Source organism: Flavobacterium urumqiense, assembly GCF_900108015.1.
Classification (GTDB): Bacteria; Bacteroidota; Bacteroidia; order Flavobacteriales; family Flavobacteriaceae; genus Flavobacterium; species Flavobacterium urumqiense.
In genome coordinates this window covers 70,378-94,472 of sequence record NZ_FNVP01000001.1, presented here as the reverse complement: position 1 = coordinate 94,472, position 24,095 = coordinate 70,378, and the positions used below count along the sequence as shown (strand labels likewise).

The following is a 24,095-nucleotide window of genomic DNA, read 5'->3' as shown; positions in this document are numbered from 1 at the left end:
TTTTAAGCAAAAAAAATCCCGATTATCTCGGGATTTAAATTTATCTAATTTCGTTATTTTGAATTAAATCGATATACAAATTAATTTTGTCTTTCAATTCTTTTCTTGGCGTTATAAAGTCTAAAAAACCGTGTTCCAAAAGGAACTCTGCAGTCTGAAAGCCTTCCGGTAAATCTTTGCCAGTTGTGTCACGCACAACTCTAGGTCCGGCAAATCCGATTAAAGCACCCGGTTCAGAAATATTTATATCTCCTAACATGGCATAAGAAGCAGTTGTTCCACCTGTAGTTGGATCCGTACACAACGAAATATATGGTAATTTAGCTTCGGCAAGTTGCGCTAGTTTCACAGATGTTTTAACTAATTGCATCAATGAATATGCAGCTTCCATCATTCTTGCTCCACCTGATTTTGAAATCATCACAAATGGCAATTGGTTTTTTATAGCATGATCAATTCCTCTTGCGATTTTCTCACCTACTACAGCTCCCATTGAACCACCAATAAAGGCGAAATCCATACAGCAAATAACTAATTCTTTTCCTTTTGATTTTCCAACTCCAGTACGCACTGCATCCTTAAGGTTGGTTTTTTCCATTACATCTTTCAATCGATCTGCATATTTTTTTGTATCAACAAAATGCAAAGGATCTTTAGAAGTCATGTTTTTATCTAATTCGACAAACTCATTGTTGTCAAATAAAATTTGAAAATAGGCTGAACTTCCAATTCTAACATGAAAACCATCTTCCGGACTTACAAATAAGTTGCGAGCCAATTCATCAGCATCAATAATTTTTCCAGTCGGAGATTTGTACCAAAGACCTTTTGGAATGTCCATTTTGTCTTCAGTCGGAGTCGTAATTCCTTTTTCTTTTCTTTTAAACCAAGCCATTTCTTTAGTATTCAGTGTTCAGTAATCAAGTATTCCGGATTTTGTAATCAGCTTTAGTATTCAATTATCAGCATTTGAGAACTGAACACTAACAACTGAAAACTGATCACTATTTTTATAATGTATTCACATTGTTCAAGTCAGCAAATGCTTGCTCAAGTCTTGTATTGAAAGTGATTTCGCTTTCACGTAACCATTTTCTTGGATCGTAGTATTTTTTGTTTGGAACATCAGCACCTTCTGAGTTACCAATTTGAGTTTTCAAATAATCAATATTTTTCACCATATAATCACGAATACCTTCCGTAAATGCAAATTGCAAATCAGTATCGATATTCATTTTTATTACACCGTAGCTAATACCTTCTCTGATTTCTTCAAGAGTAGAACCTGAACCACCATGAAAAACGAAGTCTACTGGATTTGGTCCTGTTTTGAATTTATTTTGAACAAAATCTTGAGAATTTTTTAAGATTTTCGGAGTCAGTTTTACGTTTCCTGGTTTGTAAACGCCGTGTACGTTTCCAAAAGCTGCAGCAATTGTAAATCTTGGACTTACTTTTGAAAGTTCTTCGTATGCGTAAGCAACTTCTTCTGGTTGTGTATATAATTTTGAGCTGTCTACGTCAGAGTTGTCAACACCATCTTCTTCTCCACCTGTGATTCCAAGTTCGATTTCCAATGTCATTCCCATTTTGCTCATTCTCGCTAAGTATCCTTTGCAAATTTCAATGTTTTCTTCGATTGGCTCTTCAGATAAATCAATCATATGCGAAGAGAATAATGGTTTTCCTGTTTCAGCAAAATGTTTTTCTGAAGCATCTAATAAGCCATCAATCCAAGGTAATAATTTTTTCGCACAATGGTCTGTATGAAGTATTACGGTTGCTCCGTAAGCTTCCGCCAAAGTATGAATGTGTAATGCACCGGCTATTCCACCCGCGATTGCAGCTTTTTCATTAACATTAGAAAGTCCTTTTCCTGCATTAAATAGAGCTCCTCCATTAGAAAATTGAATAATAACCGGAGCATTTAATTTTGCTGCAGTTTCAAGAACGCCATTGATAGTATTTGATCCCGTAACATTTACAGCTGGTAATGCAAATCCTTTTTCTTTTGCGTAATTGAAGATTTCTTGTACTTGATCTCCTGTAGCTACGCCTGGTTTTATGTTGTGTGCCATGGTAATTTTTTTAATTATTTTTTTAGTTTTTAGTTTGCAAAAATAAGAATTAATAGAATTAGAATGGGTAATTTATTCCAAAATTTAAAACAGAGTGTCCAAAATTGTATTCTTTAAACCATTTTTTGCCGCTTTCATTCGCAGGATTATAGGTCTTAAATCCTAAATCGAACCGGATTACAAAAAAACTTAAGTCATATCTTACCCCAAAACCTGTGCCTAAAGCAATGTCTTTTAAATCTCCAAAACCTGTAAAAGTTGATTTTTCATCGACAACGTTATCCAGTACATTCCAAATGTTTCCTGCATCAGCAAAAAGAGCTCCTTTTAAACTGCCTAAAAGTTTGAATCTAAATTCGCCGCTTATTGCAATTTTCATATTTGCTTCGTTGAAATCATCAGTAGCGCCACTGCTTCCCGGTCCTAAGGCGTAGGGTTGCCAAGCTCTGTTGTCATTAGATCCTCCAGAAAAATAACTTCTTGAAAAGGGAACATTGTCTGAATTTCCAAAAGGAATTGCAATACCAAAAAATGTTCGAACTGCAAATACTTTTTCTTTGGTTAAATCCCAATGTTTAATGTAATCGAATTCTGTTTTTATGTATTCTGAATATTCTAAATTGAATATTTCGTGATTGCCCTTTAGATTTACTGGGCTATTCAATCCTTTAGCAACTAATGATAAAAGGGATCCTGCGGATTCAATTTTGGTTCTAAAAAGATGAAAATTATTATCCAATAAATCCTTTTTTGTTGTTTTTATAAATGTAAAACTAGTGGCAAGAATGAAATCATTTTCTGTAAGTCGCACTCTTCGTTCTTCGATGCTTTTTACGCTTTCAAAATCTGTATTTCCTATTGGTTTTGTAAAACTGCCGCTTCCAGTTAAGACATCATTGGTGAAACTACTGGTTCCGTCTTCAATTTTTAAATTTCCATCAGTGTCGAAATAAGTATTGTTGTTACTGTATGTTTTTCCAATTTCGTTTAACGCTTTATACGAAGATCCATAAACCTTGAAGTAATTTTGTGGATTTAGATTTCTTACAAATTGGACGTTGAATAAATCAAAACGAGCTGAATTATTTTTTATAGGTGTCCAATTATACGATAATGCGCCCGTAAAATTTTCCTTATCCAAACCAATGTTTTTTTGTTTTGCAAAACCTGCATTGGCTGATGTTGAAGGAATCATGCTTTTAGGAATAATTTTTTCGGTGCTAAAAGGCATGAAAATTCTTGGAATATTCAGTTTTAAATCAAGTCCATATTCTGAAACATTAAAGAAATTATTCTTTGGGTTCGCTAAATCTTTTGAGGAACCAATATTTCCTCTGGCACCGATTTCTAAAGTTTCTGCTCCATTAAAAACATTTCTGATTGTTTCTGAAACACTTAATCCAATACCTACGTCTTGTATGTTAGAATGTGTTAAGTCTAAATTAGTACCAAAACTGTATTTTTTTCGAGGAGATAAATAGATTTTGGCGATTAAAGATTGTGCAGTAGTGTCTCTTGAATCAACTTCATATTGAATCGTTGGGTAATTAAAAATTTTGAGGTTATTCAGGTAACGTGTGGTTAAAACCGTTTTGTTATCTGCAAATAAACTTCCTTTAGTGATAAAGATTGCATTAGTGATTGCACGTGGTTTGTATTTTAATTTGTTTTGGCTGTATAAATTAAAATTTTTATAAGTAGTGCTGTCGGTTATGTTTAATTTCTTTGTGGGAGAATAATCGGTATAAATATTCACATCACTTATTTTATAAATTTTAAAAGGTTCCGTTCTACTTGAATCCTGTTCTTGATAAGAATAATTATTTATGGTAAGATTTATATTCGCCTTGTTCACTTTTTTGATTGTATCGATATCAAAAGTCACATAGTTAGGTTGGAAGAAATATACTCCGTTATTTCTAAAATGAGTCGTGATGCGGTTTTTTTCATTCTCAAAATCTAGTGTTTTGTATTGATTGCCGGATTTTATTAAACTATTCTGTCTAATCGATTCGTACAAAGAGTCTAAAACAGGAGTTAAAATAGTTGTTTTTATAGTGTCCAAAGAATAAGGTTCACCTGTTATTATAGTGTATTTTGTTTTGGCTTTTTTAATACTTAAAGTGTCTACAGTATAATTCGCTTTTACATTGAAATAACCAGTATTAAAATAATAATATTTTAATCGTATAATCGATTTATCAATTTTAGATTTCTCAATAATTACGGGTGGTTCTCCTGTTTTTTTTAAAAAATCATGAATTCCATGGTACCAAAAAGACTGACCAAGTCTATCTACTTGTTTTGCCGACAGCCATTTGGATTTTCTTTCATATTTTCCTGGATTGTTGGTAAATTTAGCCTGATAAGTAGAGTCTGGATTTAGGTTGGCTAAGTTATATAAATTTAATCGTAGACGATAACCTAGAAATGTAGTATTTGGTTTTTGGTACAATTGATTAAAAACAATTTCTTCCTTTGTGGACTTATCATTTACCTTAATTTCGTTTTTTGTAAGGAGTAATTTTCCCTCAGGAACTCTTTTTACAGCATTACATGCGCAAATAAATATTGCTATTAGAATAAATGCTGTTATTTTTGTGGAAATCTTCTTCAATTGTTATAAATATTTAATTCAAAAGTACATTATTTTATGGTTAGTAAAAACCAAATAAAACTTATAACGAGTTTACAGCAAAAAAAATATCGAAACATTAATAAATTATTTTTTGCCGAAGGTGTAAAAGTAATTCAAGAATTATTGCAGTCCAATTTTGAGCTGGAGCATTTGTATTCGACTCAAGACGATTTTGAAGAAGTTTCGAAAGAAAAAAAAACACGTATTGAGGATAATGATTTAAAAAAAATAAGTGCATTGTCAACTCCAAACACCTGTTTGGCAGTTTTTAAGATACCGGTTGAGAAAAACAGGATTGAATCTGGATTGATTGTCGCCCTTGATTCCGTTCGGGATCCGGGAAATTTAGGAACGATATTGCGATTGTGTGACTGGTATGGGATCAATCAGTTGTTGTGCTCTAAAGAAACGGTTGATATTTATAATCCAAAAGTGGTGCAGGCCACAATGGGCTCCATCGCCAGAGTAAATGTGAATTATGTAGATTTAAATGTTTTTATAAAGGAAACTAAATTACCAATTTTTGGAACATTTATGGATGGGAAAAATATTTATAAATCTGTTTTGCCACAGGAAGGAATTATTGTCATGGGAAATGAAGCCAACGGAATTTCAGCAGAATTGGAGAAATTAATTCAAAACAGATTAACGATTCCTCGTTTTGGAAACATCCAAAAAACAGAAAGTTTAAATGTAGCCACTGCTACCGCTATTGTTTTGAGTGAATTTCGCAGGGAATAGTATTTGTTTTCATTACGAAGCTTCGAGAGCATTTTACCTAGGGAACTGAACACTCTGACTGAACTTTGTAACTCTATTTAGTGAAAAGTAAAGTTGATAAAAACAGCTCTGGTTTTTATGGATTCAATATTACTGGTCCATGGGCTGTTAGGGTCGTTATCTCGAATCAATTCATCTTTAAGTCCAAAAACACCGCGGATAGAAGGAGAAAATATAAAATAAGGGCAGAATAAATCAATTCCAAAACCCATCTCGTAATTTGTCGTCCAAGGTTTTACGCGGAAACGCTGCTGTAAATTATCATCTATAGATTTAGAATTGCCAGACAAATTTAAAGTAGCGGAAAGTCCTCCTAATATATAAGGGCGAATATTCCCTGTTCTTAAAGAAGAGAATTTTAACAACAAAGGCAAGTGAATGTAAGTGCTGTTTACCTGTCTTAAAGCATCAGATTCAGTCGCAAAATTTGGATACATTAATTCTCTTGTTGTGTAGTATAATCCTGGCTCAAACCGCAAGTTGATATATTCATGAAGTTTTAGATCTCCAACAATCCCCACATTAAAACCTGTGGATGTTTTTATTTGAATATCGGGGCCAGCGTTTTTATAATCTATTTTGAAATCATAAGAATTGAAACCCATATAAAATCCATAATAGACTTTACTATTCTGAAAATTTTCCAAATTAGTAATTGGGTCCTTACTGAACATATTTTTAGTAAACTGTGCTGATGCACTTAGTGTTAAAGCAAACAAAATTAAGCAAACTATCTTTTTCATGTTTATTCTAAATGATCTTCAGTATTATTTTTTTGAAGCGGAGTAAATGGTAGCCACGCCAAATGTTTGTGGCATTGCTATCACATCTATAAACCCAGTTTTTCTCAAAATATTGTTTAATACTTCTCCGTAAGGAAATGCAGCTGAGGATTCTGATAAATAGCCATAAGCCACATTGTCTTTTGAAAATAATTTACCTATCAGAGGAAGTATGTTTTTGCTGTAAAAATTATACCCTTGTTTGTAAGGTGTTTTTTCTGGTACAGAAGTTTCTAAAATTACAAATACACCATTTGGTTTTAAAACTCTCAGTATTTCAGCTAATCCTTTTTCTAAAGTTTCAAAATTTCTTACACCAAAAGCAACTGTAATGGCATCAAAATAATTGTCTTCAAAAGGCATGTTTTCTGAATCCCCCAAAATCATTTCGATAGTTCCAGAAAGATTTTTAGCGGCAATCTTTTTTTTACCTACTTCCAGCATTCCACCGGAAATATCTAAGCCAATAATCGTGTCAGCATTTGTCTGCGCCATTAAAATTGCCAGATCTCCGGTTCCGGTCGCAATATCCAAAATTGTTTTAGGATTAGATTTGGCAACTATTTGTAAAACTTTTTTACGCCACTTTATGTCGATTCCAAAAGAAATGACGCGATTAAGGTTATCATAATTTCCGGATATGGTATCAAACATTTGTGCAACTTGCTCTTTTTTTCCTAGGGTCGAATTTTTATATGGTGTAATGTTTTTTGACATTTTATTTTTATTTATACAAATGTAATACAAACGAAACGAACTAAAAATGGGTTTCTAAAATTGAATTCGATTTTGTTCAAAATGGTTAGAAAAAGAGTCTCATAATTATTTAAAAAAAAATGAAATATCACTAAAAGTGGGTATTGCAAGGATGGTTTTTAATGTTGAATTTTACTTTCTAGTTTTAAATGCTTGAATCAATGATTAAGAGAGATTTAATGACCCAAACAAAGTGGTTTTTTCTTGCGCTAACAATCTCATTTGTTCTTGTAAGCTGTGTTGAAAGTACGATTTTACAAAATGGTACTATGTTTAAAGCGCAAAATACGTTCTTAGGATTAAATTTGTTTTTGGAAATTTTAGTTTTCTTTGTCTTTAGTACCTTCGTGGTATTTGGTGTTAAAGGCTTTTTTGAGATGTATTCTCAAAAAACATCAAATGTTATAATCTTCATTTCTGGAGTATTTTTAATATTTGTAATTTTTATTTTATGTTATCAAATACTGTTTCAAGATTAGGTCATTTCTCTTATCATTGTAAAAAAAAACATCCCGTAATGGGATGTTTTTTATTTTCTTATATAAGTGTCGTAACTGTAATCGTAAAGATGCTTTTCATCTTTCTTATTGAATTCTGAAGTTGTCTTTTTCCATTCTTCAAGATTTATCTCCGGAAAAAACGCATCTGCATCAAAAGATTCATGCACTCGTGTAATTTCAATTTTATCCGTAAAAGGTAATCCCAAATAATAGATTTCTCCTCCGCCTATAATATAAGAGGTTTCGTTTTCAGGACATATTTTTATTGCTTTTTCCATACTGTCAACGACCACACAACCTTCTGGCTTGTAATCTTTCTGTCTGGATATAACTACATGGGTTCTATTAGGTAAAGGTTTTGGAAAACTTTCGAATGTTTTTCTTCCCATTATTATATAGTGTCCAGACGTTAGTGTTTTAAATCTTTTAAAATCATTTGGAAGATGCCAAACTAATTCATTATTTTTTCCAAGTGCATTATTTTCGGCTACAGCCGCAATCATTACTATCATTTTTTTAAAATTTTATGTAGCGGATTCTTCATTTATCTGCGATTCTAACTGGGTGATTTTTTTTTGCTGTAAGGCAACCAGTCTGTCTATTTGTTCTCTTTCCCAATCTTTATTCATAAAACGATCGGTTATGTATACTTTTATAAAATGCAGAATAAAAAGGAAAAACCATACTGTGATTACCCAAATACACCAATTTGTTTCTATACCAATGTTAAGAAATTTATGGGCAATAAACAAAAACAAACTTCCTAAAAGGAATAAAACAGAATGAAAATAAAGCCCTTTTTTTTGTTTTATTCTTTTTCGAGCATATTCATATTGTTCGTGTAGTTCTTTTTCCATAATTCGTTTTTATTTTATAAAGATAAAATTTATTTTGGAAAGGTAATATTTTGGTTGTCTATAATTTAGCAAGAAAACGTTTTCTTGTTTTGGATATCAAAATTTAAATTAAATAAATTGGCAAATTATTTAAAAATTAACATTCTTTAACTCATTTCATTAAATCGTAAGATGGTTTTTTGAAAGTCCAACTGAATTCGTTTTCTTTGTCTCATAAATCTAAAAATGAAATAGTTATGTCGATAAAGAAACAATTTGTAAAAACAAAACCGGTATGTAAAGTTACATTTTCGGTAGAAGCAAAGCAAGCAGCATCAGCATCAGTAGTTGGTGATTTTAATAGTTGGAATTTAGCAGAAGGAGCTTTAAGTAAATTAAAAAACGGAACTTTCAAAGCTACTTTCGACTTGAATAAAGATGCATCTTATGAGTTTAAATATGTTATAGATGGTCAATTCATAAATGAACCAGATGCAGATTCTTTCAAATGGAATGATTTTGCTGGGGCAGAAAATAGTGTTTTATCTATCTAATCAAATGTGAAAATCCGCCATGAAGCGGATTTTTTTATTTTTAATTGAAGGAGAAGGATTCAGTCTGATTTAAACAGCAACGCTTCCTTTTATAATTGGATGAGGCTCATAGCCTTCAAGAGTAAAATCTTCAAAATCAAATTCGAAAATATTTTTTATTTCTGGATTCAAAATCATTTTCGGTAATGATTTTGGCTCTCGTGACAATTGTAATTCGAGTTGTTCAAAATGATTGTTGTAAATATGTGCGTCACCAAAAGTGTGAATAAATTCTCCAAGTTCCAGATCACAAACTTGTGCAATCATCATAGTCAGCAATGCATAGGAAGCAATATTAAAGGGAACTCCCAAGAAAATATCGGCACTTCGTTGGTATAATTGGCAGGATAATTTTCCATCAGAAACATAAAACTGAAAGAAAGCATGACATGGAGGCAAAGCTGCTTTATTGTTGGCTACATTTTCGTCAAATGATTTTGTTGTGTCAGGAAGTACGGAAGGATTCCAGGCCGAAACAAGCATTCTTCTGCTATTCGGATTGGTCTTAAGTTCTGTAATTAGTTCCGTGATTTGATCTATTTCTTCACTGTTCCAGTTGCGCCATTGATGTCCGTAAACTGGCCCTAAATCCCCATTAGCATCAGCCCATGCATCCCATATTTTCACTCCGTTTTCTTGCAGGTACTTAATATTTGTATCTCCTTTTAAGAACCAAAGCAATTCGAAGATAATAGATTTAAGATGTAGTTTTTTTGTAGTAACCATCGGGAAACCTTCACTTAAATCAAATCGCATTTGGTAACCAAAAACACTTTTTGTTCCTGTTCCTGTTCGATCTCCTTTTTGACAACCGTTTTCCATAACGTGTTGCACTAAATCTAAATATTGCTTCATTTTACTGGGGGATAATCGATTATGGTTTAATCAACGGATAGTAATTAATTAAATGAACTACGATTCTCTTTTTGAGATTTCATCTCTGATTTTTGCTGCTTTTTCGTAATCTTCGTGCGTTACCGCTTGGTCGAGTAATTCATTCAATTCCTGTAAACTATGCTTGGAATAGGTATTGCCGGATTGATTGCTTTCTTCCTCTCTTCCAAAAGTGTCCGGATTAGAAAGTACATCATCTATTTCTTGGGAATCTTTATTAGTGTCAGAAGGGTTTGCTTTTAAATAAATACCAGCTTTGTCCAGAATGTTCTTGTACGTGAAAATAGGAGCATTGAATCGCAGTGCCAATGCAATGGCATCAGAAGTACGAGCATCTATGATCTCCTCAATTTTATCTCTTTCGCAAATGATACTAGAATAAAAAACACCATCTACTAGCTTATGGATTATGACTTGTTTTACAGTGATATCAAAACGTTCAGCAAAATTTTTGAATAAATCATGCGTCAAAGGACGTGGTGGTTTTATTTCTTTTTCTAAAGCAATAGCAATAGATTGTGCTTCAAAAGCACCTATGACAATCGGTAATTTTCTTTCGCCATCAACTTCATTCAAAATTAAAGCGTACGCTCCGTTTTGAGTTTGACTATATGAAATTCCTTTTATGGATAATTTAACTAAGCTCATAATTCTTGTAATGGGAAAGTACCGTGTACTTTTTTAATAATAAATAGGGTGCAAAAAAAATGCTATCTAAAAGCAAAGATACAAATATCTTATTTTTTAGATAGCAATTTAAATGATTTATTAAAGAGACTAGTTATGTGCTTTGAATGCTTTGAATTTCTCAATTAATTTTGGTACAATTTCAAATGCATCGCCAACTATTCCATAATCGGCAACTTTGAAGAAAGGAGCTTCCGGGTCACTGTTGATTACTACTTTTACTTTAGAAGAGTTGATTCCGGCAATGTGTTGAATTGCACCAGATATTCCAATGGCAATATATAAATTTGTGGCAACCGGTTTTCCAGTTTGTCCTACGTGTTCTCCATGAGGTCTCCAGCCTAAATCCGAAACTGGTTTTGAACAAGCAGTGGCAGCACCAAGTACAGAAGCTAATTCTTCAATCATAGCCCAGTTTTCAGGTCCTTTTAATCCGCGACCAGCAGATACAACTATGTCAGCATCAGCGATGGATACTTTTCCCGAAACTTTCTCTACTGATTCAACTTTTACACCAAAATCATTGTCTCCAATAGTTGGGTTGAAATCTTCTTCGGTTAATGTAGATGCAGTTTCAACAATTCCGTACGAGTTTTTGGCAAGTCCTAGAACTTTTACGTCAGTGTCGATTTCAGTAATATTAAAAGCTTTGTTTGAAAAAGCATTTCTTTTTACTTGAAAAGGAGAGGTTGAAACTGGTAAACCAACAACATTTGAAGCATAACCAGCTTCTAAAGCTACTGCAACAAGTGAGGAAAGGTAAATACTGTCCGTAGTTGAGGAAAGTAAAATTAATTTGATATTTTCTTTTTGAGCGGCTTGTTTGATTACATCAGCATACGCTTTTGCAGTAAAACCTGATAATTTATCGTTATTTACTTTTAATACTTTGTCTACTCCGTATTTTGATAATTCCGAAACATCTCCTGCATTTACAGTCACTGCCGTTACAGTTGTTCCTAATGATTCTGCTACTTTTTTAGCATAAGAAGCCAATTCGAAAGCTACTTTTTTGAATTTTCCTTCAGCGTATTCTGCATATATTAATATTGACATAATTTTTTGTTTTAGTCCTAAAGTTTTAAAGTTTAAAGTCATAAGGGGAAATTTCTGTCCTTTTGACTTTCGACATTCTACTTTATGACAGTTAGATTACTTTCGCTTCGTTGTGTAATAAATTGATTAATTCGTCTAAATTGTCCGCAGAAATTAATTTCACCGCCGATCTTGGAGCTGGTTTTTCAAATTTCATTGCTTTAGTTGATGTTGGAGCATCAACAGGCTCAAGAATAGTCAATGCTTTAGTTCGAGCAGTCATAATTCCTCTCATGTTAGGAATACGCAAATCTTTCTCTTCAACTAATCCTTTTTGTCCACCAATAATTAAAGGTAAAGTAGTAGCAACAGTTTCTTTTCCGCCATCAATTTCACGAACTGCTTTTACATTAGTACCATCAACCGTTAGCGATGTGCAAGAATTCAAGAAATTATAGCCTAAAATACCAGCAATCATTCCAGGAACCATTCCACCATTATAATCCAAAGATTCTTTTCCAGCGATAATAACATCGTATCCTCCATTTTTGATTACTTCAGCAAGTTGTTTGGCAACATAAAATCCGTCAGTAGGATTTGCGTTTACACGAATTGCTTCGTTTGCGCCTATTGCTAATGCTTTTCTTAAAGTTGGTTCTGTTTCCGGACCTCCAACATTGACAACTGTAACCGTTGCTCCTTGTTGTTCTTGGAACCAGATCGCTCGTGTTAAACCAAATTCATCATTTGGGTTAATCACAAATTGTACTCCATTAGTATCAAATTCTGAGTCGCCATTGATAAAGTTAATTTTTGAAGTAGTATCAGGAACGTGACTGATGCAAACTAATATTTTCATAAGTATATATTTAATTATTCTTAATTTCTTTTACAAATTTAAAATTTTAATTCGAATAAATACTATGCATGCATAATATTTTTTTCATAACTATTACGATTTCGGAAATTATTTAGGCAGATTTGGTTGTTTCGCTAGGAAAGATAGCTTTTGTTGAAAATTAGCGTAGTTGTTTTTTTTTAGAATTCAGGATAATAATGGCTCTTTTGAAAATAAATAAATCAGAAATCAAAGCATTCCTTTTCTGTTTTAAAACGTGGAAAATTTTATGAAGAAAAAAAAGTTCGTAATTACATCGATTTCGTAGCCCGGATAAAAGCGGCATCCTTCTTGCAGTCTGGTTTTTTAGAACTAGACTGCAAGAAGATATAGCGGTTAGCCGGAAATAGCTCCTGATTATTTTAAAGTAATTTATGCATTTAAGTGGTTTTAAATATTTATTTTTGCTTTTCTAAAAATTACACACATACACGATACAACTATGAGAACGATACAATTTAGAGAGGCCATTTGCGAAGCGATGAGTGAAGAAATGCGTCGCGATGAGTCCATATACTTAATGGGTGAAGAAGTTGCTGAATATAATGGAGCTTACAAAGCGTCTAAAGGAATGCTTGCTGAATTTGGCGAAAAAAGAGTTATTGATACTCCAATCGCAGAACTTGGATTCACAGGTATTGCGGTAGGATCAGCAATGAATGGGTGTAGACCAATTGTAGAATATATGACCTTCAATTTCTGTTTAGTGGGAATTGATCAAATTATAAATAACGCTGCTAAAATGCGTCAGATGACAGGTGGACAATTTAACGTGCCTATCGTTTTTCGTGGTCCAACTGCTTCGGCAGGGCAATTAGGAGCAACACACTCACAAGCTTTAGAAAACTGGTTTGCAAATACTCCGGGACTTAAAGTTGTGGTTCCTTCTAATGTTTATGATGCAAAAGGACTTTTGAAATCAGCTATTCGTGATAATGATCCTGTTATTTTTATGGAATCAGAACAAATGTATGGTGATAAAGGGGAAGTGCCGGATGGTGAATATACAATCCCAATTGGTGTTGCGGATGTAAAACGTGTTGGGACTGATGTTACGATTGTATCCTTTGGAAAAATTATTAAAGAAGCGTTCATCGCTGCTGATGAATTGGCAAAAGAAGGGATTTCATGTGAAATTATCGATTTAAGAACGGTTCGTCCTTTGGATTTCGAAACAATTTTGACTTCAGTAAGAAAAACAAATAGATTGGTAATTCTTGAGGAAGCTTGGCCATTTGCAAGTGTTTCTTCTGAGATTACTTATTTAGTTCAAGAACGTGCTTTTGATTTTCTGGATGCGCCTATTCAACGAATCACCACGGCGGATACGCCAGCACCTTATTCTCCAGTTTTACTGAAAGAATGGCTGCCTAATTCTGGTGATGTTATAAAAGCGGTAAAAAAAGTATTGTATAAAAAATAAATTTTTTAAGAATTTGATTTTTAAATGAATTTTAACAGTCAATGGACTTAATTTCAGATAATCTAGATTCCTAAATACCTATATTTGAAACTTCATCAATTGTATATTTGATGAAGTTTTTTTTTACAACTATGAAAAAAATTTTATTATTCAGTCTGCTTTTTTTATTCGCATTTGCGAATAACATTTTTGCTCAAACAAAAGTGAGTGGCATTGTTATCGACAAATCAGGTCAGCCTATTCCTTTTGCGAATGTCGTTTTCAAAGATTCAAATGAAGGAATTGTCACTAATGAAGATGGTCGTTTTTACATTGAATCCCAAAAAACATATGCCACAATTGTAGTGTCTTCAGTAGGATTTTCAGAAAAAGAGATTACTTTGGATAAACCGGTAAATTATAATTTTAAAATTCAGTTGAATGAAGCTGAAAGTCTCAAAGAAGTAGTGATTTTTTCAGGAAAAACTTCTAAGAAAAATAATCCGGCACTTGATATCCTTAGAAAAATTTGGGAGCACAAGCGTAAAAATGGATTGAATTTATTTGCTCAATACCAAATGGAAAAATATGAGAAGGTTGAGTTTGATATGAATACTATTGACAGTGCTTTTATGAAAAGTAAGCTTTTCAAAGGCATGGAATTTATTTTTGATCAAGTAGATACTTCCAGAATTACCGGGAAAACTTATTTGCCTATTTTCATCAATGAATCTTTGTATGATGTGTATGGAGATACTAAATTGAAAAAGGTAAAAGAGAAAATGAAAGCTAGTAAAACTTCTGGTTTTGAAGGCAATCAGCAAATTTTGACTTTTGTCAAAGATTTGTATTCGGATTATAATATCTATGAAAACCACCTTACTTTTTTTGACAAAAGCTTTACCAGTCCATTGTCTACTACCGGAATTGATGTTTATAATTATGTGTTAAGAGACAGTTCGTTTGTTGATAAAAAATGGTGTTATCATATAGTGTTTTATCCTCGACGTAAAAATGAACTTACTTTCAAAGGTGATTTTTATGTAAATGATTCCACATTTGCTATTAAAAAAATCAACATGGCGGTTACAAAAAGCGCTAATATTAACTGGGTAAAAGATATTTATTTAGAGCAGGAATTTGATGTTGTAAATGATTCGGTTTTTTTATTGACCCGCGATTACATGATGTCTGATTTTGCTTTAAACAAAAAAGAAAAATCAAAAGGATTGTACGGAAAGAGGACCTCTTTCTATAGAAACCATGAATTCAATAAAGAGAAACCACTTTCATTTTATAAGGATGAGGTTAATTATATGGATAAAGCGGTTTACGATAAATCAGATGAATTTTGGCAAGAAAACCGTTTCGAAAATTTGAGCAAAGATGAGTTAGGCGTTTATAAAATGCTTGATACTTTGAAGAGCGTTAAAAAATTCAAACAAATATCAAGTTCAGTAATGGTGCTTGCCAGTGGTTATGTCCAATTTGGTCATATCGATTATGGTCCTATTTTTTCGACATTTGGATACAATGAAGTAGAAGGTCTTCGACTGCGGACCGGAGCAAGAACTTATTTTGGCACAGCGGATACATGGAGATTGCAAGGCTATACTGCGTATGGATTTAAGGATGATAAATTTAAGTACGGATTTTCAGGAAAGTGGATGGTCGATAAGAAAAATCGACTTATTTTATCTGGAGGGAATAGGCGTGATGTGGAACAAATAGGCTCGAGTTTAACCGCTTCAACCGATGTCTTGGGTCGAAGTAATGCTTCGTCAACGATTTTTGCTTCGGGGAATAATGGTAAGCTGACTAATATCAATTTAAGTACATTCGGTTTAGAAATTGAACCGGTTAAAAACTTAACTTTTCAAGCGGGATTTTCTTATCGAACTTTAGAATCTGCTTCGCCGACATTTAGGTTAGATTACTACACAGATGCAGCCAAGACAATAACTAAAAGCGATGTAAAACAATCGGAATTTAATTTTCGGGTAGGTTTTACACCGCAAAGAAAAACCATTGGGTTTGCCGTAGAAAGAGATCTCGTAGACAGTCCTTACAGTGAGGTTTCTGTGAATTACAGTCATGGATTTAAAGGATTGATGAATAGTGATTTTAAATACGAAAAAATTCAATTGTATTATAAACAACCTATAATCATAGGGCCTTTAGGCCGCTCAAATATAATTCTTGAAGTTGGGAAAACCTTCGGTACAATTCCTTTGGGATTGATGAGTGTTATTCCGGGGAATCAAACCTTCTTTTCGAACGAAAGTACCTTTAGCAACCTCAATTATTATGAGTTTATATCGGATCAATATACTACGTTGCAGTGGAATCATAATTTTCAGGGGAGATTTTTTTCCAGAATCCCTTTTATGAGAAAACTCAATTGGAGAGAAATTATTGGAGTAAAAGGAGTTTATGGAACTATATCAGATGCGAATAGAGGGATTAATGCTTCGGGGTTAACGTATAGTGCACCTGACAAAGTCTATTGGGAATACCAAGCAGGCATTGGGAATATTTTCAAATTTTTGCGTATTGATTTCGCATGGAGAGGCAGTTATTTGAATACTCCCGATACCAATCGTTTTTCTGTAAAGGGATCGTTCGGATTCTATTTTTAATGAGAACTTGTTTCAGATTTAATCCTACTATTTTTATTTGAAGCTAATCCAGCTGTACACTGTATCTTTTTATCTCATTTGGAAAACGAGATAAAAAGGATGCCGTTCCCATCTGGGCTAAAAAAATCAGATTATGCAACAAGCAATCGAATATCTTTCTGAAAAAGATACCATTTTCAAACTCATAATAGAAAAATACGGACTTCCAACAATTCCAAAAAGGCCACAAGGTTTTGAGACTTTAGTGTTATTAATATTGGAACAGCAAGTCTCGATAGATTCCGCCAAAGCCACTTTTTTAAAATTAAGAGAAAAGATAAAAATCTTTGAACCCAGTATTCTGCTTGGTTTATCAGATGAAGAATTTAGAACCCTTGGCGTAAGCCGTCAAAAAACATCTTATATCAAAGCGTTGTCAAATGCAATACTAAACAAAGATATAGATTTAGAAAGCTTGCCATCCAAAACAACGGATCAAGTACGACAAGAGCTCATTAAAATAAAAGGAATAGGAAACTGGACCATAGATATTTATTTGATGTTTTGTCTGCAAGCCCCAGATTTACTTCCGCTTGGAGATATTGCCGTAATAAATACCATAAAAGAATTACTAGATATTCACGAAAAAAACGCGATGGAAGTTCACGCTGTGCAATGGAGTCCATATCGTTCTTTCGCCACATTTCTTTTATGGCATTATTATTTGAACAAAAGAAACAGAACTGTAGTATACCAATATTAATTTTATGAAAATTTATTACAGAGATAACATGGATTTTTCATTGTAAAAACGTATAGTTTACTTATTTTTGCACCCATAATTATAGAAAAGAAAAAAATAAAATGACTGCAGACAAATTAACAACTTTCGATGTTCTAATCGAAATACCAAGAGGAAGTAGAAATAAATACGAATATGATTTCGAAATAAAAAGAATGCGTTTTGACAGAATGCTTTTTTCATCCATGATGTATCCTGCTGATTACGGATTTATTCCTGAAACATTAGCTTTAGACGGAGATCCTTTGGATGTTCTAGTATTAGTAAATGAACCAACTTTTCCTGGATGCGTAATGGAAGTAAAACCAATCGGTGTTTTTCATATGGCAGACGATAAAGGACCAGACGAAAAAGTAATTTGTGTACCAGTTTCTGATCCAATATGGAATTCATTAAAAGATTTGTCTGATATGAATCCGCATTTATTAAAAGAAATCGAACATTTCTTTCAAGTATATAAAGATCTTGAAAACAAAACAGTAGATGTAGGTGGTTGGGGTGATGTGAATGAAGCGTATGCCATTATCAAAGAATGTACAAAACGTTTTGATGATATTGAAAACAAACCAGAAGGATTATTTAGCATTAAATAATTTTCTCACATAATTTTCGCAAAAAAAAAGCAATACTCCGTTAAGAGTATTGTTTTTTTTGTTTAAATTCGTTTCGTTACATTATTAAAAATAACCAAAAACTAAACCAAAATTATGAATACAATAATGATTTACTTGCCAATAGTTATGGCATTTATTGGGTTGGCATTTATGCTCGGTAAAAGAAAATGGGTTTTAAAACAAGATGCCGGAGACGGTAAAATGAAAGAGATTTCAGATTATATTTATGAAGGGGCACTAGCTTTCCTTAATGCTGAATACAGATTGTTGGCGTTCTTCGTAGTGGGTGCAAGTGTTGTTCTTGCTGGAATGTCTTATTTATTTCACACTACCAATATATTAATAGTTGTTGCTTTTATTTTTGGAGCATTTTTCTCTGCTTTCGCCGGGAATATGGGGATGAAAATAGCAACGAAAACTAATGTTAGGACTACGCAAGCAGCCCGCACAAGTTTACCTCAAGCATTGAAAGTTTCGTTTGGTGGCGGAACAGTTATGGGATTGGGCGTTGCCGGTTTAGCCGTATTGGGTTTGACAAGTTTCTTTATTTTCTTCTATAATTACTTTATGGGTGGCGTTTGGACTTCATCAGAAGATATGACCAAAGTGTTGGAAACATTAGCTGGATTTTCTCTTGGAGCGGAATCAATTGCATTGTTTGCTCGTGTTGGAGGTGGCATTTATACAAAAGCTGCCGATGTTGGTGCTGATTTAGTAGGTAAAGTTGAAGCAGGAATTCCAGAAGATGATCCTCGTAATCCAGCTACTATTGCAGATAACGTAGGAGATAATGTGGGCGATGTTGCCGGAATGGGAGCTGATTTATTTGGTTCTTATGTAGCGACAGTTTTGGCCGCCATGGTTCTTGGAAATTATGTGATTAAAGATATGGGTGGGAATATCAAAGATGTTTTCGGTGGAATTGGACCTATATTATTACCAATGGCAATTGCTGGTTTCGGAATTTTATTTTCTATCATCGGAATGATGTTAGTAAAAATTACTGATGAAAATGCAAAAGAAGCGCAGGTTCAAAAAGCGTTAAATATTGGAAACTGGGTTTCTATTATATTAACTGCTGTAGCGTGTTACTTTTTAGTAAAATATATGTTGCCTGAAACGATGAAAATGAATTTCTTCGGAGAAGGAATTCAAGATATTTCGTCGATGAGAGTTTTTTATGCGACTCTTGTTGGATTAACCGTTGGGGCAGTCATTTCATCAGTTACGGAATACTACACGGGATTAGGAACAAAACCGGTTATGGCGATTGTTCAAAAATCAAGTACTGGCGCAGGAACTAACGTAATTGCGGGTTTAGCAACTGGAATGATTTCCACCTTTCCAACAGTTTTATTATTTGCTGCAGCAATTTGGACATCGTATGCCTTTGCAGGATTTTATGGTGTGGCATTAGCGGCTTCGGCAATGATGGCGACAACTGCGATGCAATTAGCAATCGATGCTTTCGGACCAATATCTGATAATGCTGGTGGAATTGCGGAGATGAGTGAATTACCAAAAGAAGTACGTACCAGAACCGATATTTTGGATTCAGTCGGAAATACAACTGCTGCAACAGGAAAAGGTTTTGCTATTGCTTCAGCGGCATTAACTTCACTTGCTTTATTCGCTGCATATGTAACCTTTACAGGAATTGACGGAATAAATATTTTCAAAGCACCAGTTCTAGCGATGCTTTTCGTTGGTGGAATGATACCCGTTGTTTTCTCGGCTTTAGCGATGAATTCTGTTGGAAAAGCAGCCATGGACATGGTTTATGAAGTACGCCGCCAGTTCAAAGAGATTCCAGGAATTATGGAAGGAACCGGAAAACCGGAATATGCAAAATGTGTTGATATTTCTACCAAAGCAGCTTTACGTGAAATGATGTTGCCGGGAATTTTGACTATTGGTTTTCCTATTGCGATTGTTTTGCTTGGTAAATTAGTGTACGCGGATAATAACCAATTAATTGCAGAAATGTTAGGAGGCTATATGGCAGGAGTTACTGTTTCTGGAGTACTTTGGGCTGTTTTCCAAAACAATGCAGGAGGTGCTTGGGACAACGCCAAGAAATCTTTTGAAGCAGGAGTTCTGATAAATGGAGAAATGACCTATAAAGGTTCTGATGCTCACAAAGCGGCCGTAACGGGTGATACTGTTGGAGATCCGTTCAAAGATACTTCTGGGCCATCGATGAATATTTTGATAAAATTGACGTGTTTGATTGGGTTGGTAATTGCACCAATTTTAGGTAGCGGCAGTCATACATTGGCTAATAAAGCTTCTTGTTGTGCTGTTTCTGAAATGTGTACTTCAATGTCTAAAGAAGAGTGTCTTGCTAAAGGATGTACCAGTAAAACGTGTAAATTTATGAATGCTTCCGGAGCAGCAACTGAAATGGTTTCAAAAGAAGTTACGATCGAAAAAACAAATGTTGATGGAAAAGTAAAAGCTACTATTCAAACAAATATTAACGGAAAAGTTACTTTTCAAAATTTTGAAGGAACAGATGAAGAAGTTCAAACTAAGATTGATTCTTTGAAATAATCAGCTAATTATTATAAGTTAAAAATGCCTCGCAATTGCGGGGCATTTTTGTTTGAAATTATAAAATTATTGTTCTAATGCATATTCTTGTATTAAAGTTGAAGCTGGAATATAAAGTGTTTCTGTTAAAACTCTAATTTGTTTAATAGTTAGAGCTCTTCTACGTTTAAAAATTTCAGTTACTCTAGAACGACTATTTAAAATGACTCCTAAATCAGCATCTGTAAGTCCGTTTTGTTGCATCATGAACTTAATCGCTTCAATGGGGTCTGGCTCAGGAATAGGATAGTGTATTTGTTCATATTTTTCTACAAGAGTGACTAGGATATCTAATTCATCCCCTTCTTTTGTATTTGGTTTAGCATCAAAAAGAATGTTTATTCTTTCTAAAGCTAAATCATAATCTTTTTCTGTTTTTATAGGATTGATTTCCATTTTTTATAAGTTTTTAATGTCTTTCAAGTTGTCATATTCAGGATGAGTTCCCATAAATAAAATATAGACAATTTGTGTTACATAATTAATTTTTACGATTAATCGATAATGGTTACCACAAATATTAAATACAACTTTATTATTTCCAATAAAATCAGCTGAGCCGAAAATTGATTTTATAGCATTCGAATTCTTAAATGTATTTTTGTCAATGACCTGATACCAAGACAATAATTGCTGTTTTGAGTTTGGATTTTGCTCCCAAAAATTTTGTAAGGTTCTTTTAGCAATTATTCTCATACGTTATTTTCTCTGCCAAAGATACTCTAAAATTCCCTATTTGGGAAAAATAATGATTTATACTTTAAAATTTTTTTTTAGTGATTTTTAAATCTTTGAGTAACTCATAAGGTTCTATTTTAAGAGCACAAGCAATTTTAAAAAATAAATTCATTGTCATACCTTGATTTTTATCAAAAATTAAGCGGATTGTTTTTTCATCACAACCTACTTTTTTTGTAAACTGAAGTTTATTCCCTTTATATTTTTCCATAAAAAGAATATAGATTCTTTGGGTTAGGGTTTAATTTATGTTGTCTAGCTGTGTTTGCATAAAACAAATAAAACCATCAAAAAGAAAATAATCGATTTTATTATTCAGAGTTTTATCCTAAAATTATATATTTAGGCTAAGTAATTTGAATTTACACAGACCCGCCATACAATACAGGAAATGAAAGTTGAGTGTATAATGACAATGTGAATTCGCCTAATATTAAAAAATGGTTAGGGAAATTTGTGGGCAAAGAAAGTGAAGATTTAACAAGACACGACAAATAGCTGTGTATGATGTATCCAAGACTAAAATTACTTCATAAATTATTGGATAAAGATGGAGCTATTTTTATTTCGATTGATGACAATGAACAAGCCAATTTGAAATTGATGATGAATGAGATTTTTGGTGGAGGTAATTTTGTTGCAAATTTCATTTGGAAAAAAGCTACTGAAAGTCAAAACGATCCAAAATATGTATCAATAAGTCAAGAATATATTTATTCCGATGCAAAAAACAAAAATAATTTTAAACTTAATAATTTAGTATTACCAGAAAAAACAGTTAAATAATATGTGTATAAGGATGAATATTTTGAGTCTCGCGATTCTTATCAGGTAAGAAATTTAAACGATGTAAGTATAGCGGACAGATCAGGATTAAATTATGATATCGTATTTCAAGTAGGAACTATTTTAGACGGAAGAACTAAACAATGGTGATATGAATGGATTGGAACAACAATTTATTTTAGAAATTTCCAGTTTTGAAAACATTGCTTTTTGGCACCGTAATTTGGGAAGAGGTAAGGGTTTTGCTTTGAATGGTTATAAATCGAATCATTATCCGGATTTTGTTTTAATTACAAAAACACGTATAGGTATAGTTGTAGAAACCAAAGGTTTAGAAAGAGATAATTCGGATAGTGCTTCTACGTTGAGGTTGGGCAAATCTTATGTGAGGTTATATGATGATTTTTGACAAAAATGCTATTGATGGCGCTTATAATTTAGAGAAAGCAATAAGTTTGATTAAGCAGATGTAGATGACTTCAAAAAATCATTAAAAGATGTTTTAGAGATTTAAAAATAACCAAAAAATGCCTCACTTACATGAGGCATTTTTAATTGGATGTATTATTTTTATTTTAAAACAAGCCATGTAACTCGGCGTCAATTCTATTAATAATGTTTCCCAAATCTTCGGGGTTATCAACAAAATTAATGTTGTCGACATCAATAATTAATAATTTTCCTTTGCTATAAGTATGAATCCATGCTTCATAACGTTCGTTTAGACGACTTAAATAATCTATAGAAATCGAGTTTTCATATTCACGTCCTCGTTTGTGAATCTGCCCCACTAAATTAGGAATTGAACTTCTTAAATAAATCAACAAATCGGGAGCTTTAACCGTAGATTCCATTAATTCGAAAAGAGAAGTATAATTCTGAAAATCACGATTCGTCATCAAACCCATCGAATAGAGATTAGGTGCAAAAATATGAGCATCTTCGTAAATAGTTCTGTCCTGAATAATTTTTTTACCGCTTTCGCGAATTTGCATCACTTGACGAAAACGACTGTTTAAGAAATAAATCTGTAAATTAAATGACCAACGTTCCATTTGATGGTAAAAATCATCCAGGTAAGGGTTGTCTACTACGTCTTCAAAATGAGGTTCCCATTTGAAATGTTTTGATAATAAACGCGTCAAAGTTGTTTTTCCTGAGCCAATGTTTCCTGCTACTGCTATGTGCATTACGGTATTGTGATTTTATAATTTGTAATTCCCTTTGATGTAAAAATAGATAAAATTTGGTCTTTGTAACTGAATTTTTTAAACGTTTTTTCTGGAATTTCAATTTCAAATTTTAAATCTTTTTTTGTATCGTTATAAATCAGAATATTGTCCTTGTTATAGAGGTATTTATTTTCGTTTATTATTTCTATAGAATCAAAAGGAGGTATTTTTTCTTTTAAGATTATTTTTCCAAACAGATCACAAGTGTACCAATTATTTTCCTCGTCAATCCAATAGAAGGTATTGAAATCAGTTTGATACTTTTTTATATTTTTTACAAAAGAGATGGAGACCGTCTTATGTTCTTTTTTTAAAAAATCAAAAAGACCAATTTGTTGCGTTAGATTATTATAAATCCATAACTGATTTTGCGAAGCTAACCCGATTGCACCAGCCATTATCGGAATTTCATTCTCAGAAAAGTTAATCTTTTGAATTTCATTCAATTGATTATCCAGCAAAATAACGGTATTGAAGTTCTCGTAAAATAAAACAATAGTAAGGGGATTTAGCAAATCAATTTTTGTGATTTTGCCTAAAGAAATATTTTTGTACTCAAAGGACTCTTTTTCTTTGGTTTTAAATAAAACATTATTTTTAATGTAGTAATAGAAACCAAATTGATCATATTCCAAAAAATGATCGCAATCCAATGAAGTGAAGGCAATTTTTGTAGCAGTCAGTTTTTGGTTTTGTCCATAAGCAACAGAAAAGAATGTGATAAAAAACAGAATTATACCTTTTTTCATAGAATGCTAAATTACGATTAAACCGTATACAATTATAAAAGTCTAACTGTTAATTTAATAGTCTAATTGTAACATAAACAGGAAC

25 protein-coding genes are annotated in these 24,095 nt (G+C 32.9%); 9 read left to right on the top strand and 16 right to left on the bottom strand.

Translation table 11 applies throughout. The annotated features are described in order from the left end of the window. Positions 1 to 40: 40 nt before the first annotated feature. From accD to tamL, 3 genes are all read right to left on the bottom strand, one after another. Positions 41 to 895 carry an acetyl-CoA carboxylase, carboxyltransferase subunit beta gene (accD, locus tag C4S35_RS00425; RefSeq protein WP_103998283.1) on the bottom strand — a complete coding sequence of 285 codons (855 nt, stop codon included), beginning with the start codon at positions 893 to 895 and terminating at the stop codon, positions 41 to 43. 115 nt (positions 896 to 1,010) lie between these two features. Further along, positions 1,011 to 2,078 carry a class II fructose-bisphosphate aldolase gene (fbaA, locus tag C4S35_RS00420; protein ID WP_103998282.1) on the bottom strand — a complete coding sequence of 356 codons (1,068 nt, stop codon included), beginning with the start codon at positions 2,076 to 2,078 and terminating at the stop codon, positions 1,011 to 1,013. 58 nt (positions 2,079 to 2,136) lie between these two features. Then, positions 2,137 to 4,695, bottom strand: a complete 2,559-nt coding sequence (gene tamL, locus C4S35_RS00415) for a translocation and assembly module lipoprotein TamL (RefSeq protein WP_103998281.1) — start codon at positions 4,693 to 4,695, stop codon at positions 2,137 to 2,139. Between the two features lie 36 nt (positions 4,696 to 4,731). On the opposite strand from tamL, the gene C4S35_RS00410 reads away from it, so the two are divergent. Then, complete coding sequence (locus C4S35_RS00410) at positions 4,732 to 5,457, top strand: TrmH family RNA methyltransferase (RefSeq protein WP_103998280.1); 726 nt, start codon at positions 4,732 to 4,734, stop codon at positions 5,455 to 5,457. A gap of 77 nt (positions 5,458 to 5,534) precedes the next feature. Here C4S35_RS00410 and porT read toward each other — a convergent pair whose 3' ends face one another. From porT to C4S35_RS00385, 4 genes are all read right to left on the bottom strand, one after another. Then, positions 5,535 to 6,239 (bottom strand): type IX secretion/gliding motility protein PorT/SprT, encoded by a 705-nt coding sequence (gene porT / locus C4S35_RS00405; protein WP_167386497.1) that lies wholly within the window; start codon positions 6,237 to 6,239, stop codon positions 5,535 to 5,537. A 24-nt stretch (positions 6,240 to 6,263) separates the two neighbouring features. Then, complete coding sequence (gene ubiE, locus C4S35_RS00400) at positions 6,264 to 6,995, bottom strand: bifunctional demethylmenaquinone methyltransferase/2-methoxy-6-polyprenyl-1,4-benzoquinol methylase UbiE (protein WP_103998279.1); 732 nt, start codon at positions 6,993 to 6,995, stop codon at positions 6,264 to 6,266. 568 nt (positions 6,996 to 7,563) lie between these two features. Further along, positions 7,564 to 8,046 carry a dihydrofolate reductase gene (locus C4S35_RS00390; protein WP_103998278.1) on the bottom strand — a complete coding sequence of 161 codons (483 nt, stop codon included), beginning with the start codon at positions 8,044 to 8,046 and terminating at the stop codon, positions 7,564 to 7,566. A 12-nt stretch (positions 8,047 to 8,058) separates the two neighbouring features. Continuing rightward, complete coding sequence (locus C4S35_RS00385; protein ID WP_103998277.1) at positions 8,059 to 8,391, bottom strand: 2TM domain-containing protein; 333 nt, start codon at positions 8,389 to 8,391, stop codon at positions 8,059 to 8,061. 236 nt (positions 8,392 to 8,627) lie between these two features. Between C4S35_RS00385 and C4S35_RS00380 the strand changes: the two genes are divergently transcribed. Further along, the gene (locus C4S35_RS00380; protein ID WP_103998276.1) at positions 8,628 to 8,924 is read left to right on the top strand and encodes an isoamylase early set domain-containing protein; all 297 of its coding nucleotides are present in this window, start codon (positions 8,628 to 8,630) and stop codon (positions 8,922 to 8,924) included. A 69-nt stretch (positions 8,925 to 8,993) separates the two neighbouring features. On the opposite strand, the gene C4S35_RS00375 is transcribed toward C4S35_RS00380, so the two are convergent. The 4 genes from C4S35_RS00375 to C4S35_RS00360 all read right to left on the bottom strand — a co-directional run bounded on the left by C4S35_RS00375 (position 8,994) and on the right by C4S35_RS00360 (position 12,438). After that, the gene (locus tag C4S35_RS00375; protein ID WP_103998275.1) at positions 8,994 to 9,818 is read right to left on the bottom strand and encodes a thymidylate synthase; all 825 of its coding nucleotides are present in this window, start codon (positions 9,816 to 9,818) and stop codon (positions 8,994 to 8,996) included. Between the two features lie 57 nt (positions 9,819 to 9,875). Next, complete coding sequence (locus C4S35_RS00370) at positions 9,876 to 10,505, bottom strand: bifunctional nuclease family protein (RefSeq protein ID WP_103998274.1); 630 nt, start codon at positions 10,503 to 10,505, stop codon at positions 9,876 to 9,878. A 129-nt stretch (positions 10,506 to 10,634) separates the two neighbouring features. Next, the gene (locus tag C4S35_RS00365; RefSeq protein ID WP_103998273.1) at positions 10,635 to 11,600 is read right to left on the bottom strand and encodes an electron transfer flavoprotein subunit alpha/FixB family protein; all 966 of its coding nucleotides are present in this window, start codon (positions 11,598 to 11,600) and stop codon (positions 10,635 to 10,637) included. Between the two features lie 91 nt (positions 11,601 to 11,691). Beyond that, the gene (locus tag C4S35_RS00360; RefSeq protein WP_103998272.1) at positions 11,692 to 12,438 is read right to left on the bottom strand and encodes an electron transfer flavoprotein subunit beta/FixA family protein; all 747 of its coding nucleotides are present in this window, start codon (positions 12,436 to 12,438) and stop codon (positions 11,692 to 11,694) included. 481 nt (positions 12,439 to 12,919) lie between these two features. On the opposite strand from C4S35_RS00360, the gene C4S35_RS00355 reads away from it, so the two are divergent. The 5 genes from C4S35_RS00355 (at position 12,920) to C4S35_RS00335 (ending at position 20,466) form a co-directional block, all read left to right on the top strand. Continuing rightward, positions 12,920 to 13,900, top strand: a complete 981-nt coding sequence (locus C4S35_RS00355; protein WP_103998271.1) for a pyruvate dehydrogenase complex E1 component subunit beta — start codon at positions 12,920 to 12,922, stop codon at positions 13,898 to 13,900. A gap of 131 nt (positions 13,901 to 14,031) precedes the next feature. After that, on the top strand, positions 14,032 to 16,518 hold the full coding sequence (locus C4S35_RS00350; protein ID WP_103998760.1) for a DUF5686 and carboxypeptidase-like regulatory domain-containing protein: 2,487 nt from the start codon (positions 14,032 to 14,034) through the stop codon (positions 16,516 to 16,518). A gap of 133 nt (positions 16,519 to 16,651) precedes the next feature. Beyond that, positions 16,652 to 17,260, top strand: coding sequence for a DNA-3-methyladenine glycosylase family protein (locus C4S35_RS00345; RefSeq protein WP_103998270.1), 609 nt, complete (start codon positions 16,652 to 16,654; stop codon positions 17,258 to 17,260). A gap of 101 nt (positions 17,261 to 17,361) precedes the next feature. Beyond that, a complete protein-coding gene (locus C4S35_RS00340) occupies positions 17,362 to 17,892 on the top strand; it encodes an inorganic diphosphatase (protein ID WP_103998269.1) in 531 nt (176 codons plus the stop codon). 114 nt (positions 17,893 to 18,006) lie between these two features. Then, the gene (locus C4S35_RS00335) at positions 18,007 to 20,466 is read left to right on the top strand and encodes a sodium-translocating pyrophosphatase (protein WP_103998268.1); all 2,460 of its coding nucleotides are present in this window, start codon (positions 18,007 to 18,009) and stop codon (positions 20,464 to 20,466) included. Positions 20,467 to 20,532: 66 nt separating this feature from the next. Here the strand turns inward: C4S35_RS00335 and C4S35_RS00330 are convergent, their stop codons facing one another. From C4S35_RS00330 to C4S35_RS00320, 3 genes are all read right to left on the bottom strand, one after another. Beyond that, positions 20,533 to 20,901 (bottom strand): helix-turn-helix domain-containing protein, encoded by a 369-nt coding sequence (locus C4S35_RS00330; protein ID WP_103998267.1) that lies wholly within the window; start codon positions 20,899 to 20,901, stop codon positions 20,533 to 20,535. A gap of 3 nt (positions 20,902 to 20,904) precedes the next feature. Then, entirely contained in the window at positions 20,905 to 21,201 is a 297-nt protein-coding gene (locus C4S35_RS00325) for a type II toxin-antitoxin system HigB family toxin (RefSeq protein ID WP_103998266.1), read from the bottom strand. 64 nt (positions 21,202 to 21,265) lie between these two features. Beyond that, on the bottom strand, positions 21,266 to 21,454 hold the full coding sequence (locus C4S35_RS00320; protein ID WP_103998265.1) for an XRE family transcriptional regulator: 189 nt from the start codon (positions 21,452 to 21,454) through the stop codon (positions 21,266 to 21,268). A gap of 293 nt (positions 21,455 to 21,747) precedes the next feature. On the opposite strand from C4S35_RS00320, the gene C4S35_RS00315 reads away from it, so the two are divergent. After that, entirely contained in the window at positions 21,748 to 22,029 is a 282-nt protein-coding gene (locus tag C4S35_RS00315; protein ID WP_208618853.1) for a DNA methyltransferase, read from the top strand. A gap of 151 nt (positions 22,030 to 22,180) precedes the next feature. Continuing rightward, positions 22,181 to 22,438 carry a hypothetical protein gene (locus C4S35_RS00310; RefSeq protein WP_208618852.1) on the top strand — a complete coding sequence of 86 codons (258 nt, stop codon included), beginning with the start codon at positions 22,181 to 22,183 and terminating at the stop codon, positions 22,436 to 22,438. Between the two features lie 166 nt (positions 22,439 to 22,604). Here C4S35_RS00310 and C4S35_RS00305 read toward each other — a convergent pair whose 3' ends face one another. Both C4S35_RS00305 and C4S35_RS00300 read right to left on the bottom strand, forming a co-directional pair. Beyond that, positions 22,605 to 23,219 carry a deoxynucleoside kinase gene (locus C4S35_RS00305; RefSeq protein ID WP_103998264.1) on the bottom strand — a complete coding sequence of 205 codons (615 nt, stop codon included), beginning with the start codon at positions 23,217 to 23,219 and terminating at the stop codon, positions 22,605 to 22,607. Further along, on the bottom strand, positions 23,219 to 24,010 hold the full coding sequence (locus C4S35_RS00300) for a hypothetical protein (protein WP_103998263.1): 792 nt from the start codon (positions 24,008 to 24,010) through the stop codon (positions 23,219 to 23,221). Before C4S35_RS00300 ends, C4S35_RS00305 begins: the two co-directional genes overlap by 1 nt. Positions 24,011 to 24,095 lie beyond the last annotated feature (85 nt).

Excerpts from the sequence above, each read along its gene's own strand:
- C4S35_RS00325 (WP_103998266.1), bottom strand. The coding sequence starts at position 21,201 with ATGAGAATAATTGCTAAAAGAACCTTACAAAATTTTTGGGAGCAAAAT.
- C4S35_RS00355 (WP_103998271.1), top strand. The coding sequence starts at position 12,920 with ATGAGAACGATACAATTTAGAGAGGCCATTTGCGAAGCGATGAGTGAA.
- C4S35_RS00345 (WP_103998270.1), top strand. The coding sequence starts at position 16,652 with ATGCAACAAGCAATCGAATATCTTTCTGAAAAAGATACCATTTTCAAA.
- C4S35_RS00390 (WP_103998278.1), bottom strand. The coding sequence starts at position 8,046 with ATGATAGTAATGATTGCGGCTGTAGCCGAAAATAATGCACTTGGAAAA.
- C4S35_RS00375 (WP_103998275.1), bottom strand. The coding sequence starts at position 9,818 with ATGAAGCAATATTTAGATTTAGTGCAACACGTTATGGAAAACGGTTGT.
- C4S35_RS00330 (WP_103998267.1), bottom strand. The coding sequence starts at position 20,901 with ATGGAAATCAATCCTATAAAAACAGAAAAAGATTATGATTTAGCTTTA.
- C4S35_RS00410 (WP_103998280.1), top strand. The coding sequence starts at position 4,732 with ATGGTTAGTAAAAACCAAATAAAACTTATAACGAGTTTACAGCAAAAA.
- C4S35_RS00365 (WP_103998273.1), bottom strand. The coding sequence starts at position 11,600 with ATGTCAATATTAATATATGCAGAATACGCTGAAGGAAAATTCAAAAAA.
- C4S35_RS00300 (WP_103998263.1), bottom strand. The coding sequence starts at position 24,010 with ATGAAAAAAGGTATAATTCTGTTTTTTATCACATTCTTTTCTGTTGCT.
- C4S35_RS00315 (WP_208618853.1), top strand. The coding sequence starts at position 21,748 with ATGATGTATCCAAGACTAAAATTACTTCATAAATTATTGGATAAAGAT.
- C4S35_RS00310 (WP_208618852.1), top strand. The coding sequence starts at position 22,181 with ATGAATGGATTGGAACAACAATTTATTTTAGAAATTTCCAGTTTTGAA.
- C4S35_RS00360 (WP_103998272.1), bottom strand. The coding sequence starts at position 12,438 with ATGAAAATATTAGTTTGCATCAGTCACGTTCCTGATACTACTTCAAAA.
- ubiE (WP_103998279.1), bottom strand. The coding sequence starts at position 6,995 with ATGTCAAAAAACATTACACCATATAAAAATTCGACCCTAGGAAAAAAA.
- C4S35_RS00320 (WP_103998265.1), bottom strand. The coding sequence starts at position 21,454 with ATGGAAAAATATAAAGGGAATAAACTTCAGTTTACAAAAAAAGTAGGT.
- C4S35_RS00350 (WP_103998760.1), top strand. The coding sequence starts at position 14,032 with ATGAAAAAAATTTTATTATTCAGTCTGCTTTTTTTATTCGCATTTGCG.
- C4S35_RS00340 (WP_103998269.1), top strand. The coding sequence starts at position 17,362 with ATGACTGCAGACAAATTAACAACTTTCGATGTTCTAATCGAAATACCA.
- accD (WP_103998283.1), bottom strand. The coding sequence starts at position 895 with ATGGCTTGGTTTAAAAGAAAAGAAAAAGGAATTACGACTCCGACTGAA.
- porT (WP_167386497.1), bottom strand. The coding sequence starts at position 6,239 with ATGAAAAAGATAGTTTGCTTAATTTTGTTTGCTTTAACACTAAGTGCA.
- C4S35_RS00305 (WP_103998264.1), bottom strand. The coding sequence starts at position 23,219 with ATGCACATAGCAGTAGCAGGAAACATTGGCTCAGGAAAAACAACTTTG.
- C4S35_RS00380 (WP_103998276.1), top strand. The coding sequence starts at position 8,628 with ATGTCGATAAAGAAACAATTTGTAAAAACAAAACCGGTATGTAAAGTT.
- C4S35_RS00385 (WP_103998277.1), bottom strand. The coding sequence starts at position 8,391 with ATGGAAAAAGAACTACACGAACAATATGAATATGCTCGAAAAAGAATA.
- C4S35_RS00335 (WP_103998268.1), top strand. The coding sequence starts at position 18,007 with ATGAATACAATAATGATTTACTTGCCAATAGTTATGGCATTTATTGGG.
- C4S35_RS00370 (WP_103998274.1), bottom strand. The coding sequence starts at position 10,505 with ATGAGCTTAGTTAAATTATCCATAAAAGGAATTTCATATAGTCAAACT.
- fbaA (WP_103998282.1), bottom strand. The coding sequence starts at position 2,078 with ATGGCACACAACATAAAACCAGGCGTAGCTACAGGAGATCAAGTACAA.